General features: G+C 44.8%; 19 protein-coding genes and 1 other RNA gene. 10 read left to right on the forward strand and 10 right to left on the reverse strand.

Annotated features, from left to right (window positions below; all coding sequences use genetic code 11):
• Positions 1–6: 6 nt before the first annotated feature.
• A complete protein-coding gene (locus AB4Z30_RS08950) occupies positions 7–1407 on the reverse strand; it encodes an ammonium transporter (protein WP_123064297.1) in 1401 nt (466 codons plus the stop codon).
• Between the two features lie 353 nt (positions 1408–1760).
• Between AB4Z30_RS08950 and AB4Z30_RS08955 the strand changes: the two genes are divergently transcribed.
• Entirely contained in the window at positions 1761–2189 is a 429-nt protein-coding gene (locus AB4Z30_RS08955) for a MerR family transcriptional regulator (protein ID WP_441925838.1), read from the forward strand.
• Positions 2190–2215: 26 nt separating this feature from the next.
• On the forward strand, positions 2216–2896 hold the full coding sequence (locus tag AB4Z30_RS08960; protein WP_123064296.1) for a zinc metallopeptidase: 681 nt from the start codon (positions 2216–2218) through the stop codon (positions 2894–2896).
• 53 nt (positions 2897–2949) lie between these two features.
• On the opposite strand, the gene AB4Z30_RS08965 is transcribed toward AB4Z30_RS08960, so the two are convergent.
• The gene (locus AB4Z30_RS08965) at positions 2950–3861 is read right to left on the reverse strand and encodes a LysR family transcriptional regulator (RefSeq protein ID WP_441925417.1); all 912 of its coding nucleotides are present in this window, start codon (positions 3859–3861) and stop codon (positions 2950–2952) included.
• A 70-nt stretch (positions 3862–3931) separates the two neighbouring features.
• Complete coding sequence (locus AB4Z30_RS08970) at positions 3932–4558, reverse strand: rhomboid family intramembrane serine protease (RefSeq protein ID WP_441925419.1); 627 nt, start codon at positions 4556–4558, stop codon at positions 3932–3934.
• Positions 4559–4707: 149 nt separating this feature from the next.
• Here AB4Z30_RS08970 and tpx point away from each other — a divergent pair, with 149 nt between their 5' ends.
• Entirely contained in the window at positions 4708–5226 is a 519-nt protein-coding gene (tpx, locus tag AB4Z30_RS08975) for a thiol peroxidase (RefSeq protein WP_441925421.1), read from the forward strand.
• A gap of 75 nt (positions 5227–5301) precedes the next feature.
• Here the strand turns inward: tpx and AB4Z30_RS08980 are convergent, their stop codons facing one another.
• The 4 genes from AB4Z30_RS08980 to AB4Z30_RS08995 all read right to left on the reverse strand — a co-directional run bounded on the left by AB4Z30_RS08980 (position 5302) and on the right by AB4Z30_RS08995 (position 8755).
• Positions 5302–5694: a DUF1499 domain-containing protein gene (locus tag AB4Z30_RS08980; protein WP_434751844.1), complete on the reverse strand. Its 393-nt coding sequence runs from the start codon at positions 5692–5694 to the stop codon at positions 5302–5304.
• Positions 5695–5907: 213 nt separating this feature from the next.
• A non-coding RNA gene (gene ssrS, locus AB4Z30_RS08985) (6S RNA) lies at positions 5908–6098 on the reverse strand.
• A gap of 51 nt (positions 6099–6149) precedes the next feature.
• Positions 6150–6968, reverse strand: coding sequence for a YesL family protein (locus AB4Z30_RS08990; protein ID WP_441925423.1), 819 nt, complete (start codon positions 6966–6968; stop codon positions 6150–6152).
• A gap of 200 nt (positions 6969–7168) precedes the next feature.
• Positions 7169–8755: a DEAD/DEAH box helicase gene (locus AB4Z30_RS08995; protein WP_441925425.1), complete on the reverse strand. Its 1587-nt coding sequence runs from the start codon at positions 8753–8755 to the stop codon at positions 7169–7171.
• A gap of 304 nt (positions 8756–9059) precedes the next feature.
• Between AB4Z30_RS08995 and AB4Z30_RS09000 the strand changes: the two genes are divergently transcribed.
• The 4 genes from AB4Z30_RS09000 (at position 9060) to AB4Z30_RS09015 (ending at position 13221) form a co-directional block, all read left to right on the forward strand.
• The gene (locus AB4Z30_RS09000; protein ID WP_434751847.1) at positions 9060–9881 is read left to right on the forward strand and encodes a YitT family protein; all 822 of its coding nucleotides are present in this window, start codon (positions 9060–9062) and stop codon (positions 9879–9881) included.
• Positions 9882–10048: 167 nt separating this feature from the next.
• Positions 10049–10243: a hypothetical protein gene (locus tag AB4Z30_RS09005; protein ID WP_090924726.1), complete on the forward strand. Its 195-nt coding sequence runs from the start codon at positions 10049–10051 to the stop codon at positions 10241–10243.
• Between the two features lie 162 nt (positions 10244–10405).
• Complete coding sequence (locus AB4Z30_RS09010; protein WP_441925428.1) at positions 10406–11596, forward strand: putative glycoside hydrolase; 1191 nt, start codon at positions 10406–10408, stop codon at positions 11594–11596.
• A 275-nt stretch (positions 11597–11871) separates the two neighbouring features.
• The gene (locus AB4Z30_RS09015) at positions 11872–13221 is read left to right on the forward strand and encodes an MATE family efflux transporter (protein WP_441925840.1); all 1350 of its coding nucleotides are present in this window, start codon (positions 11872–11874) and stop codon (positions 13219–13221) included.
• Positions 13222–13386: 165 nt separating this feature from the next.
• Here AB4Z30_RS09015 and pfkA read toward each other — a convergent pair whose 3' ends face one another.
• A complete protein-coding gene (pfkA, locus tag AB4Z30_RS09020) occupies positions 13387–14358 on the reverse strand; it encodes a 6-phosphofructokinase (protein WP_434751851.1) in 972 nt (323 codons plus the stop codon).
• Between the two features lie 53 nt (positions 14359–14411).
• On the reverse strand, positions 14412–15491 hold the full coding sequence (locus tag AB4Z30_RS09025; RefSeq protein WP_441925430.1) for a tetraprenyl-beta-curcumene synthase family protein: 1080 nt from the start codon (positions 15489–15491) through the stop codon (positions 14412–14414).
• A 180-nt stretch (positions 15492–15671) separates the two neighbouring features.
• On the opposite strand from AB4Z30_RS09025, the gene AB4Z30_RS09030 reads away from it, so the two are divergent.
• A complete protein-coding gene (locus AB4Z30_RS09030; protein ID WP_441925432.1) occupies positions 15672–17012 on the forward strand; it encodes a multi antimicrobial extrusion protein MatE in 1341 nt (446 codons plus the stop codon).
• Positions 17013–17082: 70 nt separating this feature from the next.
• Positions 17083–18255: an MFS transporter gene (locus tag AB4Z30_RS09035; protein ID WP_441925434.1), complete on the forward strand. Its 1173-nt coding sequence runs from the start codon at positions 17083–17085 to the stop codon at positions 18253–18255.
• A 110-nt stretch (positions 18256–18365) separates the two neighbouring features.
• On the opposite strand, the gene AB4Z30_RS09040 is transcribed toward AB4Z30_RS09035, so the two are convergent.
• Positions 18366–18563 (reverse strand): cold shock domain-containing protein, encoded by a 198-nt coding sequence (locus AB4Z30_RS09040; RefSeq protein WP_056700251.1) that lies wholly within the window; start codon positions 18561–18563, stop codon positions 18366–18368.
• A gap of 163 nt (positions 18564–18726) precedes the next feature.
• On the opposite strand from AB4Z30_RS09040, the gene AB4Z30_RS09045 reads away from it, so the two are divergent.
• Positions 18727–18960, forward strand: a complete 234-nt coding sequence (locus AB4Z30_RS09045) for a hypothetical protein (RefSeq protein WP_090924721.1) — start codon at positions 18727–18729, stop codon at positions 18958–18960.

An 18960-nucleotide genomic window follows, 5' to 3' on the forward strand; every position in this document is an offset into this window, starting at 1 on the left:
TTTACCTCAGGAGCTGAACGTACCGCCTGATTTGGACTCAGCATGTTTCATTTGCTCAGGATAGCCATACGTACCATGTTCACTGAGATCGAGGCCCATAGTTTCTTCTTCTTCAGTAACGCGAATACCCATTACAGCTTTCATACCGCCGAGAATGATGAAGGACATCACAAGTACGAAGGCAAATGCGCCAGCAAGACCTAACAACTGTACACCCAGTTGGTGGAATCCACCGCCATAGAATAGACCCGCTTGACCTACGCCTACTTTTTCAGCAAGTTCAGGTGTTGCGAACAAACCAGTGGAGATGGCTCCCCACATACCAGCAATACCATGTACAGAGAACGCATAGATCGGATCATCAATACCTTTGCGATCGAAATATTGAGCCGTGAAGAATGTAATGATACCTGCGATTGCTCCAATGACCAGCGCTGCCCAAGGTTCTACGAAAGCACAAGCCCCAGTAATCGCTACGAGTGCAGCAAGCACCCCGTTCAACATGCTAGGAATATCTGATTTCCCGAGGACTGCCCAGGAGATCAACAGTGCAGCAACACCACCGGCAGCTGCAGCTACGTTTGTAGTGAGTGCCACATAACCGAAGAATCCTTCACCCATTGCGGACAATGTGCTACCTGGGTTGAAACCAAACCAACCGATCCAGAGGATAATAACCCCGAGTACGGAATATACTTGGTTGTGACCTGGAATGATGTTAGGTTTACCGTCTTTGTTGTATTTACCGATACGTGGTTTTAGCAAAATAGTAGCTACCAGCGCTGCAGTTGCACCAGTCAAGTGAACGACTGTTGAACCCGCGAAATCCTGCATACCCAGCTCTGCGAGCCAGCCTCCGCCCCATACCCAGTGAGCAACAACCGGATACATAATAATGGTATACAGTGTACCAAACACGATATATACACTCATCTTTGCACGTTCTGCCATACCACCGCAGGCAATAGCCAGGGAGACAGCCGCAAATGCAAGGTGGAATACAAATTTAATCGTTAGTGGAACATCAGAGAAAGCAAGTGATTCAAAGGAAGCTGCCATGTTATCTCCACTCATGAAGAAACCGGTTGTTCCGAAGAATCCGTTACCGTTACCAAAGCCTAGGCCAAAACCAAGCCCCCAGAACGCAATAACTGAAATGCCCAATGTCAGGATCGTCTTACCCGCAATATGTCCTGCATTTTTCATTCGTGTCGAACCCGCTTCAAGGAGTGCAAATCCCCCTTGCATAAAGAACACCAACACTACAGCCAGAAACGTAAATGCAGAGTTCAGACCACTTTGAAGTTCAATATTACTCGGGCCCTCTGCTGCCGCTGCAAATGCACTCATTGGGAAAGCCAGTAAAGTAAGCATTGCTAACATTGAAACCAACCATTTCTTTCTCATGTACCCCACTCCCTCTTATGTTATGTTTGTTAACATATCGTGAAACTCTTAATGTCATTATAAGCAGAAGTAAGGAAAGTTGACAAGAGTATTTTCATCATTTCCAAAAATATTTTATGGGAATAAAGTCTTACGTCTTTTTCTTGCACTTAAGTACATAATCACTTGCTTTGAGCACATAGATATAGAAATGAAGCAAGCTATTGATCAAAGCATAACGTTTGACTGTATGGTTCATGATCATGTATCATACTTATTAGTAAGAAAAATTAGGCGTGTTCCATGTGAAGCGCATGAGGAAACCACATTTCCCTACATTTGAACTTGCAAGCGAGGTGAATATCATTGGGGATATGAAACTTTTTCGAATTGGCGAACTCGCCAAAACGGCTGGTGTAAGCGAACGGACAATTGACTATTACACAAAGCTCGGGTTAATAGCTCCCGAAGAACGTACACAAAAAAATTATCGTCTTTACAGTCATGAAACCTTAACCAGACTTGAACGTATTGTACAGATGAAACAAGAGAAGTATAGTCTCGAAGAGATTAAACAATCTCTTGAAAAGTGGCGTCTGGTCAGCACAGAAGAACAAGTAGCCAGCAAACTGACAACACTTGAACTCCATGTGCAGCAACTTGAGCGAGAAGTCAATGAACTTAAACCACTGCTTGGAGAGATGAAACCTGCACAAGCTCGCAAGATGATGGCAGGACTACTTACCAAAAGCGCCGGCACGATGGAAGCATTGAAAATCTTGCTTGAGAACACCATGATGTAGCTTATTATGAAAGCGGAGGAATGGATATGAGTTTTAATAACGGTATGTTCGTATTGATCATCATCGCCTTTTTGCTCTCGTTATGGGCGCAATTTCGCGTTAAAGGTACCTTTAGACGCTGGTCAGAAGTACCCAATCAGAACGGAATGACCGGTTATGATGCAGCTCGTCATATGCTTGATGCCAATGGCCTGCACGATGTACCGATCGAACCGGTTCGCGGTTCACTTTCAGACCACTACGATCCGATCAACCGGGTTGTACGTTTGTCAGAACCTGTATATTATGAAAAGTCCATCTCGGCCTTATCTGTTGCTTGTCACGAAGTAGGTCATGCCATTCAGCATAAGGAAAGTTACCCTATGCTAGCATTGCGTCACCGCATCTTTCCAATTGTAAACTTCGCATCTGGACTTGCACCATTCCTGTTGATCGCGGGTTTCATCTTTAACGCGATGAACCTGGTCGGTATCGGGATTATCTTCTTCTCCGTTACTGTCGCATTCCAATTGATTACATTGCCGGTCGAGTTTAACGCAAGTAATCGAGCTCGTGAGATTATGGTATCTGAAGGTTATATCCGTAACGAAGAAGAAAAAGGCGTAGCCAAAGTGTTGAACGCCGCCGCGTTGACTTATGTTGCCGCTGCATTGATCTCTTTACTTGAACTGATTCGTTACATCGGGATCTTTAACAGCCGTGATTAAATGTTTTAACTGTTAAATGAATAAGCTAAATAAACAAAAACAATACCCCACCGTTATCCGGATGGGGTATTGTTTTGTTGTAAACCGAAGTATTGAAGTAAAAACGAACGGAAAGACTGCGCAACGAGCGGCAGTTTATCATCTGCACGGTGAATCAATCCAATCGTTCGTGTTACTTTCGGATGAGAAATCGCCACATGTGCAGGTTGTAGGGGATTCGTCTGGAATAACGCCATTTCCGGTAGCAGACTGACTCCCATACCCGCCGCTACCAAACCACGGATCGTGTCCGTCTCCTCACCCTCAAAAGCAATTTTTGGTGTGAACCCAGCTTCCAGACAAGCATGCCACACAATAGGCCGCAGGGAGTAACCTTTGCTGAATAATACAAATTTCTCATCCTTCAGCTGCTCCAGTGCAATCGTCTCTTCTTCTGCTAACGGATGATTCGGCGGCAGAATGGCGTGTAACTCCTCTGTCAGCACAATATCACCAGCCACTTGGTCATGCTTTTCCGGAAATGGTGAAATAAACGCCAAATCCACTTCCGCTGACAATACATCCCGTATCAAAGTCGGGTACATCCCCTGCTTGAATCTGAATTTCACATTCGGATACTTCTGACGAAAAGCCGCTACTACAGAAGGGATGAGATGAATTCCTAAACTATGCGGGAAGCCGATCCGAATCTCCCCATGTTCGGGGTCAAGAAACTCATGCACTTCACCCACAGCTTTGTCCAAATCCTTCAAAATACCTTCAACCCGTTTGCAAAAAAGCTGCCCTACCGCAGTTAATTGCAAATTACGTCCTTTTTGCATAAAAAGATCAACACCAAGCTCCTCTTCCAGCTGATGAATCTGTCTGCTGACCGCAGACTGTGCCACGTGCAACTCTTCTGCCGCCTGTGTAACATGTTCCTTCTGTGCTACTTTTAGAAAATAATGTAACTGTCTTAATTCCACTTGCCTGATCGCTCCAATCTGTTATACCCTGCAATATCGTTGACCGCATTCCATCTTAAGAACGTTCCGACTATTTCCTGAAGATGCGAGGTTGCCACAAGCGAATGATCAAACCATAAATAAAGAACCCTCCGAGTAAACCACCCAAATGTGCCATCCAGCTGACGTTTGCAACTGCAAAGGAAAAAATGATACCGAATAGCAACAACGTATACAACGTTTTGCGTGATGTCTCATCCATGATGTTCCGTTGGAACAGCGCTATGTAGAGAAACGCACCATAGACGGCATAGATCGCGCCAGATGCCCCTAACAAAATGGTAAGCTCACCAATCGATTTGTACCACGCAATGGCCAGAATGTTCCCTACTACACCTCCACCCAGATACAATACGCCATATCTCACAGACCCAAGCAATCGCTCTAAAGGAGGAGCAAATACAATGAGCGCAAAACTGTTGAACAACAGATGATCAAAACCTCCATGAAGAAACATTGCTGTTACATAACGCCACCACTCATTCAAGTACGCACCGTCATTAATCAATGCTCCAAAATGAAACAAAGCCGGAATACTTCTCGCCCCGCCATTAACCGTTAACACGATAAACATAACAACATTTGCAATTAAAAAAATCGACGTCAAAGGGAAGTACTTCAAATAATCTTTCCAATTTTCATAACGAATAAATATCATAGATTTTTACTTTCACTCCACCCTGTTAAAATCAGACCTATCTTTTAAATCCATCGTAAAGATACAAGCCCAGATTGGACAATGTCTTTCATAAAAGATTATAATGGATTCTGGCACGGATCACCAATTTATAAGGAGGAACATTATTTATGACACAAGAACGTAAAGGCGCAGCCACATTCAAAGGCAACCCTATCACATTGATCGGACCCGAATTGAAAGTGGGCGATCAGGCACCTGACTTCACTGTGAGCAAAAACTTGATTGAAGATGCATCCCTGAAAGACTTCGCAGGCAAGATCAAATTAATCAGCGTTGTTCCTTCCCTGGACACTGGCGTATGTGATGCACAGACTCGCCGCTTCAACGTTGAAGCTGCCGATCTCGGAGAGAACGTTGTTGTTCTTACCGTCAGCGTAGACCTTCCATTCGCACAGGAACGTTGGTGCGGTGCAGCGGGCGTTGATCGTGTAGTTACACTTTCCGATTACAAAACACGCTCTTTCGGCGAAAACTATGGTGTTCTGATCAAAGAATTCCAACTCGACATGCGTTCTATTTTTGTTGTGGATGCCGAAGACAAAATTACATATGTGGAGTATCTGCCTGAGATGACGGACTCCCCTAACTTCGAGCAAGCCATCGCTGCTGTAAAAGCTTTGCTGTAAAACAACTTTCATATGTGCAGAATAAAAGCGAGGAAGGTCAGCCTTCTCTCGCTTTTTATTATCTCATCATTTATTTCACTCATTCGCCTTATACTTGCTAAGCTTTTTATCTAGTACAGAGAACAAGTGCATAATCGTACGATAGTTTGAACCAAGATCCCCCATTGAACCGCGAGAAGCAGAGTACATATCCACCGCACTCCGAACAGGACTTACTGAAATAATGGATACCGTAATATCCATCGTGCGCCCAAACGTCGTGCGTTTCTCCAGTATAATTTCACCTACCGAGTGCACTTCATGGAGCACTTTATATCCCGGAATTTTTTTGAGTGTCGAAGAAACTTCTTCCCAAGCTTTCTCTTTAGATAAATTGTAATACCTTGTTTTTAATTTGGGATCCTTGGCTCGATCGCTGGTTCCCTCCATACTTCGGATGATACCGACGAGCGTTCTCTTTAAGGTCAAGACCCTTCCTCCTTTGAGTGTAACCGTTCCATTATGTATTCTAGTGTAACATTGTTCAAGTAGTAACAAAAGGGTAAGCATCATATTTAACAAAAATACACGGATCAACAATAATCCGAATCCAATTATTTATCGGATCCATCCATAAACCCACATAAAAACACCCCGGTTTCCTCGTAACAAGGAAAGTCAGGGTGCTGTACATTGTAAAATTAGAAACCCGCCTATGCCGTCCGGCTACATTGTCTTATGAACCTGCTTGGCAGGTGGGTGACTGCAAAAATGCATTTGAAGTCCCCATGTCGTATAGACAGGGCTTTTCAGCAACATTTTGTATTAATCTCCCGAAGACATCATCATTGGTTCAAAACAACGAATAACCGAAACGTACATCGCAGGATGTACAATTATTATATCCCTAACTGTGTAAAAAGTAAATGCCATACAGGCATGTTTTATTTTTGCTGTGTAAACTCTTTATTGTCAGCAGGTTCAGAACTCTGCACTTCATCCTGTTCTCCTGATTTCTCAGCCAGTGCAGCGGCCTCTTCTTCTTCTTTCTGTAATTGAATCTTTTGCATCTGCTCCTGCATTTTGTTATAGGTAGCATAGAAGTTAAAAAATGCAAACCAAGCCACGATGCTCATAATGAAGAAGATAAACAGCACCGGATAACGCAATCCGAAATAGAACAGCAACCCGCTTCCCAGTAATGTGGAGAACACACGGAAAGGTCGAATCAACGTTAACAGAACTGCATTTTTGATAATAAGGCCGATCGACATATGGTAATGTACAACCATAGAAAAGAAGTTAAACAGGGATACAAACAACAACAGCAACAACACGAGCATAATTATGCCAACCAGTTGCATATTACGGAACTGCGTCATATAAACCGTATAGTCCAGATACATGATCGCGAACAGTAGTGTGTAAAAAATGCCCCCGATTAAACTTTGTTTGTAGTTATCCTTGTAACCTGTAAAGAATGTACGGAAGATCGGCACATCCGTATCTCCCATATTCCATTTACGAACAACCGTGAACAAAGCTGAGGTTGCCGGAAACAGTGTAAGCGGTGCCACAATGGCAATAGCCCAGTTCATTTGTAATGATTCGTTCGCGAGATTCTGCTGCATGACGAGCAGTTTCATAATCATGAAAAACAAGAACGGTGACGAACAGATCGCCCACAAGAGATTGCTTGCGGCCAGTCTTGTGATCCATTCTGTCAGTCGGTAAAGCCCGCCCATAGCTCCTTTAAATTCCAAACATTTCTCCTCCTCCGCACCTTGCGTGTAACCTGAATTCTAATATTAATATACCTTATTATATATAGGAAAAGCCAGCACTTCCCGAAAGAAGATCCCTCTGACTTAACCTCACAACTCTAATAAATGGAAATTTTGTGAAAATCAACAAAGTAAAAAGGACGGAGCAGCATCCTGCCCCATCCTCGTTAATATTACACTTATTCGAAAGAGTTGTCTCTAGCAGGACGACGTCCTTCGTTGTTGCTTGGACGCGGTTTGCGATCACGGTTGTAGCTTCCGCTTCCGCCGCTGCTACTTCCACCAGTGTTACGGTCGCGATTATAACCGCCACGTCCGCCGCCGCTGCTGTTGCGATCACGGTTGTAGCCACCGCCGCTGCTTCCGCTGCTGCTACGGTTACCGCTGTAACCTGATGGTTTACGTCCGCCCGAACGTACATCTGGTCTGCGGCGTTTTGCACGGATCGGATCTTCAGGAGTCAGATCCACCTGAGCATCTTTTTTATCACCTGTCAGGAGTTTCAAAGCTRCGGACAGCAATTGTACAGAATCGTACTGCTCCAGCATTTGAATAGCGATACCTTTGTATTCATTGAGTTCACCGGATTGAACAATCTCCAGGAGACGTTCAGCCGTTACACGTTGTTTTCCTTCAACCGCTTCTGCCATTGTTGGCAAAGGTTTACGCGGAATACGGTGACGTGTTACACGCTCGATGAAGTGCAGGTGATCAATCTCACGTGGTGTTACGAAAGACCATGCTGCACCCTCTTTACCCGCACGACCTGTACGACCAATACGGTGAACATAGCTTTCAGGGTCTTGCGGAAGGTCAAAGTTAACTACATGTGTTACGCCGGATACATCGAGACCACGAGCGGCTACGTCTGTAGCAACGAGTACATCAATGCTGCCATCACGGAACTTACGCATTACTGTATCACGTTGGTTTTGAGACAAGTCACCATGAAGACCGTCAGCCGAATATCCACGTTTTTGCAAAGCTTCAGCCAATTCGTCAACACGACGCTTTGTGCGTCCGAATACGATAGCCAGTTCTGGAGATTCCATATCCAGCAAACGGCTAAGTGCCTCGAATTTTTGACGCTCAGGAACTTCAATATAAGCCTGATCAATCAACGGAGCGCTGACTTGTTTAGGAATAACAGAAACGTGTTCTGGATTATTTAAGAATTGTTGAGCCAATTTTTGAATATTAGGAGGCATTGTTGCAGAGAACAACATCGTTTGACGCTCGTCTGGAACTTGTTTCAGGATGGATTGGATATCCTCCATGAATCCCATATCGAGCATTTCATCTGCTTCGTCCAATACAACAGTTTGTACATCATCAAGTTTGATTGTTTTGCGGTTGATGTGGTCAAGGAGACGTCCCGGTGTACCGATGATAATCTGTGGTTTTCTTTTCAATGCACGAATCTGACGTACGATGTCTTGTCCGCCGTAGATTGGCAGGGAGCGCAGACCTTTGAAACGAGTGAGTTTTTCGATCTCTTCAGCGACTTGGATCGCAAGTTCACGTGTAGGTGCCATAATGAGGGCGCGGATTTTATCATCCGTTTTGGAGATTTTGCTGATCAACGGAATACCGAATGCCGCTGTTTTACCCGTACCTGTTTGAGCTTGACCGATCAAATCTCTGCCTTCAAGTGCCAGAGGAATTGATTTGGATTGAATCGGCGTTGCTTCTTCAAACCCGAGCTCAGTGATGGCTTGCAGCACCAGTGGTTCAAGATTGAAATCTGTGAAATTTAAATTTGTCAAAATTATTCATACTCCTTTTATATGGTGGACATGGTGGACAATCCACTTTGTTGTCTGTATTCTTAAGTAGCGTTAATATTTATAGGGTATCCCAACGGGACGAATTATTTTCATGAACGAACATAATTCCATGAATGGGTCCCCAAGATAAGACTAAAACTACAATCATGGGTTTGAAACATTTCAAATTTTAGCTATCGATTTGGGAAAAGTTTCCTACTCAAGAATATCCACAAATCATTATATCATAAAACTATTCAAGATTACCAGCAATCTGGTTTTAAATAAAAATGAGGTGATTAAATTGCCCAAAATAATATGGCACTCTTTAGTGATCATTTTGGGTGCTGCGGCGATTGCTTGCGGCTTCAATTGGTTTTTGGTACCCCATCAGCTTCTCAGCGGTGGAGTATCCGGTATTTCCATGCTTTTAGGTTATTTTACAAATCTGAACCTTAGTATAATGTATTTTGTTCTTAACATCCCTCTGCTCATAGCAGGTTGGTTTATTCTTGGACGACGTTTCATTATATTGAGTATTGTGTCGGTAGCAGCCACCTCCTGGTTTATTGGACTGCTGCCTGTTTCTGCTGTCTCCTCCGATCCACTCTTAAGCTGTGTGTTTGGCGGAGTGCTTGTTGGACTCGGCACAGGGGTATCCTTCCGAGTTGGCGGCTCTACTGGAGGTCTGGATATTGTAGGCTCTATATTCACAAGAAATCGTGATTTCCCAATCGGAACCGTCATGGCAGGTATGAACGGAGCTATCATTCTACTAGCCGGTTACCTGAACAATAACTGGAACAGCGCTCTCGCCTCCATGGTGTCGATCTATGTTACAGGCAAAGTGCTGGATCTCATTCATATCAGTCATATCAAAGTAACGTTGTACATTATCACGAACGAAACCGAAGCCATGTTGAAAAAACTGCTGAGCAGACCGCGTGGAGTTACAAAAATTAAAACGCAAGGGGCATACACGGACATTGAAAAGGATATGTTAATGACTGTGACAACCCGTTACGAATTGGTTGAGATCAAACGGATTATCAAAGAAACTGATCCGAAGGCTTTTGTTAACATCGTGGAAACGGTGGGCGTTATGGGTTCATTCCGCCGCAGCTAGGCACCCGCCCGTTAACAATTCATAACTTTGTGGTATAATAATGATGCAGCGCTCTTAAATATGTTGTAAGCAGGTTATAACCTTTACTTTTCACAAAGCCATATGCTTTCCCGATTCGCGCCGAATGAATTACCATTTTGGAATTCGAGTAGGAAAGGGTGATTATTGTGGATACGGAAACGGTAAAACTGTTTGAAATTGTCAACAAATGGTGCCCGGAAATGCTCCCTTTCTTGAAACCGAATGAACTCGACTCTTTGATTGTTCTCCGGGATGGGCTGGGCATCCTGGAACAGGGAGATGCAATGGAAATCATTCAGTACAGTATTTGTGAGCATCAAAATGATGTATATATCCAATAATTTTTTCAGACCGTTTACGCCGCTTCTTGACGAGGGACTTCCTCAGTCAGGAAGCGGTTTTCACTTTCCCACTTGTTTCATAAAAGGATCAATATGGTTAAAAGCACGGAGGCTTTGCTRTATAATTCAATTATGGAATGTACATAAAGGGAGTGGAAAAGTATGAACATACTATGGGCCTTGTTCGCAATGGCCTTGGGAAGTTTCGGAGGAACGTCGGTCACTGCGGATCTGGGTCATAGCAATAATAGTCAACTACCCTCATTAAGCAGCAGTTTAAACACTGCCATTATCCAATCACAAAAAGAACAAGTCATCATCGACGCTAGCAACCCGCCTGCCAAGGTAGACCCTCAACCCGACGCCCCTATTGTTAAAGGCATATATGTCACCGCATACAGTGCAGGTGGTGCCCGTATGGCGCAATTGCTCGAACTAACAGATCAAACTGAACTGAATGCTATGGTTATTGATGTCAAAGATGATCTCGGATACATTACCTACCCTACGAAAAACACAGCAGTGAACCAAATGGGCGAAGCAAAGTCCTTCATTCGGGATATCAACGCCTTGATGAAACGATTAGAAAAACACAAGGTTTATCCCATTGCGCGTATCGTTGTATTCAAAGACACCATTTTGGCCAAAAAGAACCCCGAGCTTTCATTTCGTGATCAAGACGGCTCTGTGTGGGCCAACGGCAAAGGAGACAGTTTCGTGAATCCCTACAGCAAGGAAGTCTGGGATTATAACATTGAAATTGCCAAAGAAGCTGCCAAGCTTGGTTTCAAGGAAATTCAGTTTGATTACGTTCGCTTTCCCGAGGGATTCGAAACGCGTGCAGATAAACTGAAGTACTCGCAAACCGATCAATCACGCGTTGACGTTGTCGCAGAATTCGTGCAATACGCACGTAAAGAGCTTGCACCACTCGGTGTCCGAGTTTCGGTAGATATATTTGGATATGCTGCCTCCGTACCTGCAGCCGAAGGCATTGGTCAGGATTTTGTGAAAATATCGGAAAACGTGGATGTCATCTCGCCTATGGTCTATCCAAGTCATTATTCTACCGGCTGGTATGGCGTGAAAGACCCTGACAAAGACCCCTACACTACGATTAAAGGTTCCATGAAGGATACGCATAAGAAACTTGACCCCACGAAAGAACTCAAACCGGTTATTCGTCCATGGATTCAAGACTTCACGGCAAGCTGGCTGGGTAGCGGACATTATATCAAATATGGCAAAAAACAGGTAGAAGATCAGATCAGGGCGATGAAGGAAATGAACGTGGATGAATATCTGCTGTGGAATGCCTCCAATCGCTACACACCTGGTGTACAATACAAATAAATTGGACTTATAATCACAAATATTCATTTGACCTCATTGATCATCCTCAGGTTGCAAACATTCTTTCTCTCAACCTCGTTCCATTTGTAGTGGGAACGGGGTTTTAATGTTTTACTGTCATCATTTTACTGTAATCGGTAACTTCACGAGATCCATTTCTAACTCCTATCCACCTGCTACACTATCCAAATCCGTAAAAATCCTCTACAATTAATAGCTGTCTGATGTGACATCAGCATGATAACTATATAGATCGCGAGGCATTTTTAGTGAATATGAATACATCGAGTTTCCCACAGAAAATCAGACAGTTCCTGATTATATTTTTGCCCATCTTTACTACTCAGATCGCACTTTCGGCCATGTCATTTTTCGATACCAACATGTCCGGTAAATTCTCCCCCGCCGATCTCGCAGGAGTAGCAATAGGTACAAGCTTATGGATGCCTGTGCAAACCGGGCTTAGCGGAATTCTGATGGGCATAACCCCTGTTGTTTCTCATCTGCTTGGCTCCAGGCGGAACGATCAGATCGGACATAGTGTGATCCAGGCACTTTACCTTGGAATAGCAGTCGGTCTCATTGTGCTCGGAGCAGGCGCTCTTCTGCTGAGTCCCATTTTAAGAGGAATGCCTCTGGAGCCGCATGTTGCAAATGTAGCGTTTTATTTCCTGTGCGCGCTTGCCTTTGGTATCATGCCACTGTTCGGATACACTGTGCTGCGCAGTTTTATGGACGCACTGGGACAGACACGTGTCACCATGCTCATCACACTCGTTTCGCTTCCCGTCAATATTTTGCTGAACTATCTGCTTATCTTTGGACGCTTTGGGTTCCCTCAATTAGGCGGTGTTGGCGCAGGTGTAGCTACAGCTTGTACATATTGGCTTATTTTTCTGATCAGCCTGTTTTTTGCCCATCGCATGGAGCCGTTTGCTCAGTATGGTGTTTTCCGACAATGGTCACGAATCTCTCTGAGCAAATGGAAAGAGCTCCTGCTCATCGGAGTTCCCATTGGATTCGCCACCTTTTTTGAAACGTCCATCTTTGCCGCAGTCACGCTGCTAATGAGCCGATTCGATACGGTCACTATAGCTGCTCATCAGGCAGCATTAAACTTCGCTTCCACGCTCTATATGTTGCCTGTGAGCATCTGTATGGCACTCACCATTCTGGTTGGCTTTGAAAATGGTGCAGGCCGACTGAAAGACGCCAAACAGTATAGTCTGCTTGGCATTGGGGGAGCAATCGGGCTATCTTTGGTTACAGCGATCATTTTGGTGGTTTTTGGAGAGTCGATTGCACGAATTTACTCCAATGAACAGGAAGTAATTACACTAACCCAACATTTCCTGATCTATGCAATCTTTTTCCAAATCTCGGATGCCATTGCAACACCTACACAAGGGGCGCTACGCGGGTACAAAGATGTAAATCCGGCATTGATGATTACCTTTGTTGCTTATTGGATTATCGGTCTGCCCGTTGGTTATTTTACGGCAACTTACACTTCACTTGGGGCATTTGGATACTGGATTGGTCTTATTGCAGGACTCGCGGTGGGGGCGACTGCACTTCTATGGAGGCTTTTCCGGGTGCAAAAACAAGCTCCCCTTCGCGCATAAGCAAGAAGCGTTCTCCTCGCAAGCTTCTCTTCGCGTAGATGAAGGAGAATACTCCATTAACAGTGACTAGAAAAAAGGCTAAACAGTAATTACCGGCTAACCTGATAATACAATAAAAGAGCACGACTCCGAATCATACGGACTGTGCTCTTTTTTTGGAAGAATTTATTGAGACAAGCGCTGTGCAAGCTCATACGTTTCCATATCGAACTCTTTTTTGGTGTTTACTACTTTATCGATGTCGGTCAGAACGAGCTCACCTTTGACAAGTCCACAGCCTTTATCCGTCTCGCCCGCTATCAAACTACGAACGGCGAAGTCACCAAGACGGCTAGCGAGGTTACGGTCAAATGGCGTTGGTGTACCACCACGCTGGATGTGTCCAAGAACGGTAACACGCGGCTCATATGTCGGGCAGCGTTCCATCAGTTCTTTGGCCACGTCTTCGCCTTTACCTACACCTTCAGCTACGATGATAATACTGTGGCGTTTGCCGTGTGCAAAGTTGGCTTTCATACGTTCAGCCACTTCGTCCATGTCAAAGGGTACTTCTGGCACCAGAATGGTTTCTGCTCCCGAAGCAAGTCCGGCATGCAGCGCAATATCGCCGCAGTGACGACCCATAACCTCAACGATGGAAGAACGCTCATGCGAAGACATCGTGTCACGCAATTTGTTCACCGCATCAACCACAACGCTTACGGATGTATCAAATCCGATCGTATAATCCGTGAATGAGATGTCATTATCAATCGTACCTGGCAAGCCCATCGTGTTAATACCTAGCTTGCTCAGTTTGTTTGCGCCATGATATGAACCGTCCCCACCGATCACGATGAGACCATCAATGCCACGCGCACGCAAAATATCTGCCCCTTTTTGCTGCCCTTCAGCAGTATAAAACTCTTTACAACGTGCAGATTGCAGAACGGTTCCCCCGCGCTGAATAATATCTCCCACACTCCGCAAATCCATTGGGAAAATGTCATTGTTCAAAAGCCCTTGATATCCACGTTGAACACCAAACACTTCCAATCCGTGAAATAGTCCGCTGCGAACAACCGCACGAACAGCCGCGTTCATCCCCTGTGAATCACCACCGCTCGTTAGCACTGCGATTTTTTTTACTGCTGTCATGATGTTTCTTCCTCCTCTAGTTTCACTTCAGGCTCCGCAATAATACACCTGACTTACATATGCTTTCGTATCCAGCGACTGAAAATGAAGAAAAACACGCGTGTAATCGGGCTTTTCTTCATCAGACGTTTGGACACAACACGAACTTCCTGTTGTTCGCTGACTTTGGGATCAGACAGGTAAATGGCTATCAGTCCTTCAATAATCATCCGGTGAAAAGCACTTCCCGGAATCCTCTGCACATCACTACGAGCCATTTCCACAATAAAAGCAATTCGGTCCAGCATCATCTCTACATTCTCGTAATAATTGCAGAAGTTGAGATCCCCACCGGCACGATCCTCATCCTGATCGATTAAATAATCGAGCATGATGTGCAGTGCACATACGTGCGGAAAATAGGCAGTGTGGATTGAAACTGCCTGCTCTTCGGTCAACTGATCGTCACTGGCAGCAAGGAACAGCATAAATACACCCAGAGTAGAGCCAGTAGCAGCGGCAAATTCGTTCCAGCGAAACTGAGGCGTGCGGTGGCGATGCTCCGACCACCATTCGAGCAAGGCCGTTTCTCTCAGTTCCGGTTTGATGTGCTTATATACCTGCAGGTCCGTGTATAGGCCTGCCAGATCCTGTATTTGTGGCTTGGCTGACGCATATCCCGGTAGCTGACAAGTCAGCTTCTGACATGTTGTCACCAGATTCCGCAAGTATCCACCGTCATCTTGCTCCTCACGGAGTGCATAATAATTGATAGGCGTCGCCTCGGGATCTACCGCATCAAGCATGGATTGATGGAGCAGACGAAAGTCATCCGGGTCCATCGAGGTGCTGCGGTCACACAGATTGTCCAAATAATCACTTATGGTTTGGTATGAAACGATCAAAGGAATAAGTATGTGTCTGTTCGGCATATCAGCCAAAGCATAGACGGTTCCACCTTCACAGTGAAATTGTTTATCCTTCAGACTGGCAAGTGCTTGTGTACGCAATTCCTCATTTGGAATTGTCTCCGCCTGAGCACGCCATCCATCTAATGCCTTGCGCGTTTCCGGAATGGTGTATTTGTACACCCCTCTCATCAATGCCAGCGGTCCTCGCGGGTACTGATGACGTTTTCGATTTGATTGGCTCAAAATAAATGTGCCTCCACTTTGGTTGAATACGTATTAGAGCGATTTTAACCATTCCTATTATAATATGATCCCCTTAATTGTACAAATGATCTGCCGCATAAACCGCGTAAAAAATCGCATCCCCGTCCAAAACTTTATGATATACTATCCATATTTCTATCCATCAAAGGAGTCGTTGACATGTCGTCAGGTGAACCACTTTCGTGGAGACGGTTATTTTCTTTTTTTGTGCCACTTGGCATTTCCGCCTCTCTAGTTACGATATCACACGTAATCATTAACAGCACACTCGCCCGTTCTGCTCATCCGGAGACTGTTATTGCAAGTTATGCCATTGCCGGAAGTTTGCTGACCCTCACGGAGCGCCCCTCCACTTTACTTCGCCAAACCTGTTCTGCGTTGGTGCGTGACCGCCTCTCTTTTCAGGCTCTTACGTTTGTAACGAAAATATTTCTGGCCTGCGTTTTACTGATTGGGTTTCTTATCGTATACTCCCCCGTGGGTACCGGGGTGTTCAAATATCTATTCGGCGTAAGCCCGGATCTGCTGGACAAAGTGATCGACGTTTACGAGATCCTGATGTATGTGAGTATTTTTTCTGTCATCCGTAATATCTACCAAGGCATTATCATCACGAACAACCGAACCAAATGGCTCACGATTGGTATGATATTTCGATTAGCAGGTATGTATGGATTATCTCTGTATTTCATCTACACAGACTCCATTAACAGTGGACGTGTAGGCGCTATCATCTTTGCTGCAGGTATGATGATTGAAGCCCTTGTCAGCTACTTGGAGGGCAGAAGCATTATGCGGAAAATGCCTGCTAAGCTTGAGGATCATCCCGTTGAGAGCAAGGGAGATGTGTATCGTTTTTACAAGCCCTTGCTTCTTTCCAGTTTTGTAGCACTTTTTATAGGTCCCGTGATCAACATTGTGCTTGGTAAAACAACTGGAATCGCGCTGGCTATCTCTTCTTTTGCTGTAGCGAGCAGTCTGATGCAGCTCATGCTGAGTTTTTTCACCTATATTCATCAGATCGTGCTGAATTTCTATCTGATTGATGCGAAGCTCGTCAAGAAATTCGCACTTGTTACTGGTTTTATTCCGTTCTTTATGACTGTGTCCATTGCGTATACCCCACTGGGACCATGGGTATTAGAGAATATGATGAGCGTTCAGGGACAGCTGCTTGAACAAAGTCTCTGGACACTGCGCGTTTTTGTGCTCTTCCCACTGATTTCCCCATTCCTGGATTTCAGTAACGGCCTCATCCTGCTTCGCGGACAGACCAAAACGATGTTTCGTTCGCAGAGTGCCAATGCCATCTGCACCATCATAGTGTTGCTCATTCTCGTCAGCATCTTCCCCGCATGGAACGGTATGATTGGGGCAGCCGCCCAGTCAATCGGTTTGCTTGCAGAACTGATTATCGTCTGGCTGGTCATCCGGCGCACGCAAAAAGAACCAACGATGTCTGTCCCACCATCTCGAGGGTCTTCATCCATGAAAGGCTAGTGAAATTCAGAAAATCAATGATCAAAAACAATTAAATATTGAATTGTATTTAAGAATGGAGCTTCTCAACATGAAATCAAGTCATATGGCCCGACCAGATCAGAACTGGCTTCGGGCACTGATGTTCACCATCTTCGGGTCCACCGCACTCGTGGTATCCTACTTTCAACTTTACTTCAGCCATCTCGGCTTCAGCCCGGCCGAGATTGGTTATTTGTATGGCATTGGTCCTCTCATCTCTGTATTCTCTAACATGTTCTGGAGTATGGCGAGCGACAAATACAAGACTGTACGGAAAGTAATGATTCTATTGCTTGGCGGGCAATTAGTCACTGGTGTACTCTTGGCCAATGCATCAAGCTTCGGCGAAGTGTTTGTACTTGTAACCTTATTTTACTTTTTCTATTATCCGGTCTACCCGCTTTCCGATACGATGGCGATCACTACAGCAAGCAAATATGGCCGAAATTTCACGTCCATTCGGGTCTTTGGCTCGATCGGATACGCTTTTTTTGCACTTAGCATTGGATATGTACTCGGATCTTTTGGTCCCGAATGGACAATGTGGATCTGTATCAGCCTAGCAACTGTAACCTTACTGATTAGCTTCCAATTACGTGATCAACCCTCCGGTGGCGGCAGCAAAATGGAATTATCCGGTTTGTGGGCTATCTTGAAGCGCAGAGATGTTCTTGCTTTTTTCGGTTGTGTGTTCCTGCTCGCTATGGGACATCGGATGAACGAAGCCTTTTTGACAATAACACTCAAAGACTTGGGTGCAAGTGAGGGATTGATCGGCTGGGCCTTACTCATCTCCTCTGTCAGTGAGATTCCAATATTTTTGTTATTGAGCAAGTACGGCAACAAGTATAAAGAGCTTCCACTCCTCACCTTGGCAGCCTTAATGTATACGGTTCGTTTACTGCTCATGTCTGTTTCACACACACCTACTGCTGTGGTACTTATTCAGACCATGCACAGCGTTACCTTCGGTATCTTCTATGTCACTGCCGTTCGTTATGTAACCCGGCTTGTCCCCGATGACTATCGGGCAACGGGCATGGCTCTCTTTACCATTGTATGGTCGAGCGCTTCTGGACTGTTAAGCGGAACCTTGGGGGGCTTGCTTCTGGAGCTTACCGGGCGTCACACGTTTTATCTCACGGCGATGGCCTTTGCCCTGGCTGCCTTGATTGGCTTTGGTACTCAATTCATTCGTACTTTTACCAGCCGTTCATCGTGAGTTTTGTAAGATCAAAAAAAGCACAGCCTCCGAATGGGGACTGTGCTTGTGTTTGTTATGTTCAGCTATAATAGATCATTTATAAGAAGTCCGTGTGTACCGGAAAAATCTTACAATTTAGTTACGTTAGCTGCTTGAGGACCACGGTTTCCATCAGTGATTTCGAATTCTACCGCTTGACCTTCTTCCAAAGTTTTGAAGCCGTCGCCTTGGATTGCGGAGAAATGTACAAATACGTCCTCGCCGCCTTCAACTGAAATAAAGCCATAGCCTTTTTCTGCGTTAAACCATTTAACTGTACCTTTCAAATGAACAACCTCCTAAAAATATCGCCATCTATGGCGAATACCTTTATTATACTGTATGGGCTTCCATTTTGCAATTTATCTTTTCCAAAAACGATGAAATAATTTGCTTTGCATCGTAGGGTACGGTATCATTTTACCAAAACCGTTAGTTTGGAGACTACCTATGATAAAAAAACACGAAATATACAAAACAGACAAGTGGAATATGATGACTGTAGAAGTCCAAGGCAAATATCTCGTTCTGCGAGAAATTTCCGAAGAGTGGGGCGAAGAATGCCATACCTTCCTCAGCCGTCCTGCGTTGATGCACTGGGCTGAGCGCCGTTTCCCAAAGGAAGACTTCGAGAATCGCGAAGAGGAATGGCGTGCGCTGATGGCTGCCTTTAAGGGAGTTTAA

Source organism: Paenibacillus sp. 2TAF8 (genome assembly GCF_052114825.1).
Classification (GTDB): domain Bacteria; phylum Bacillota; class Bacilli; order Paenibacillales; family Paenibacillaceae; genus Paenibacillus.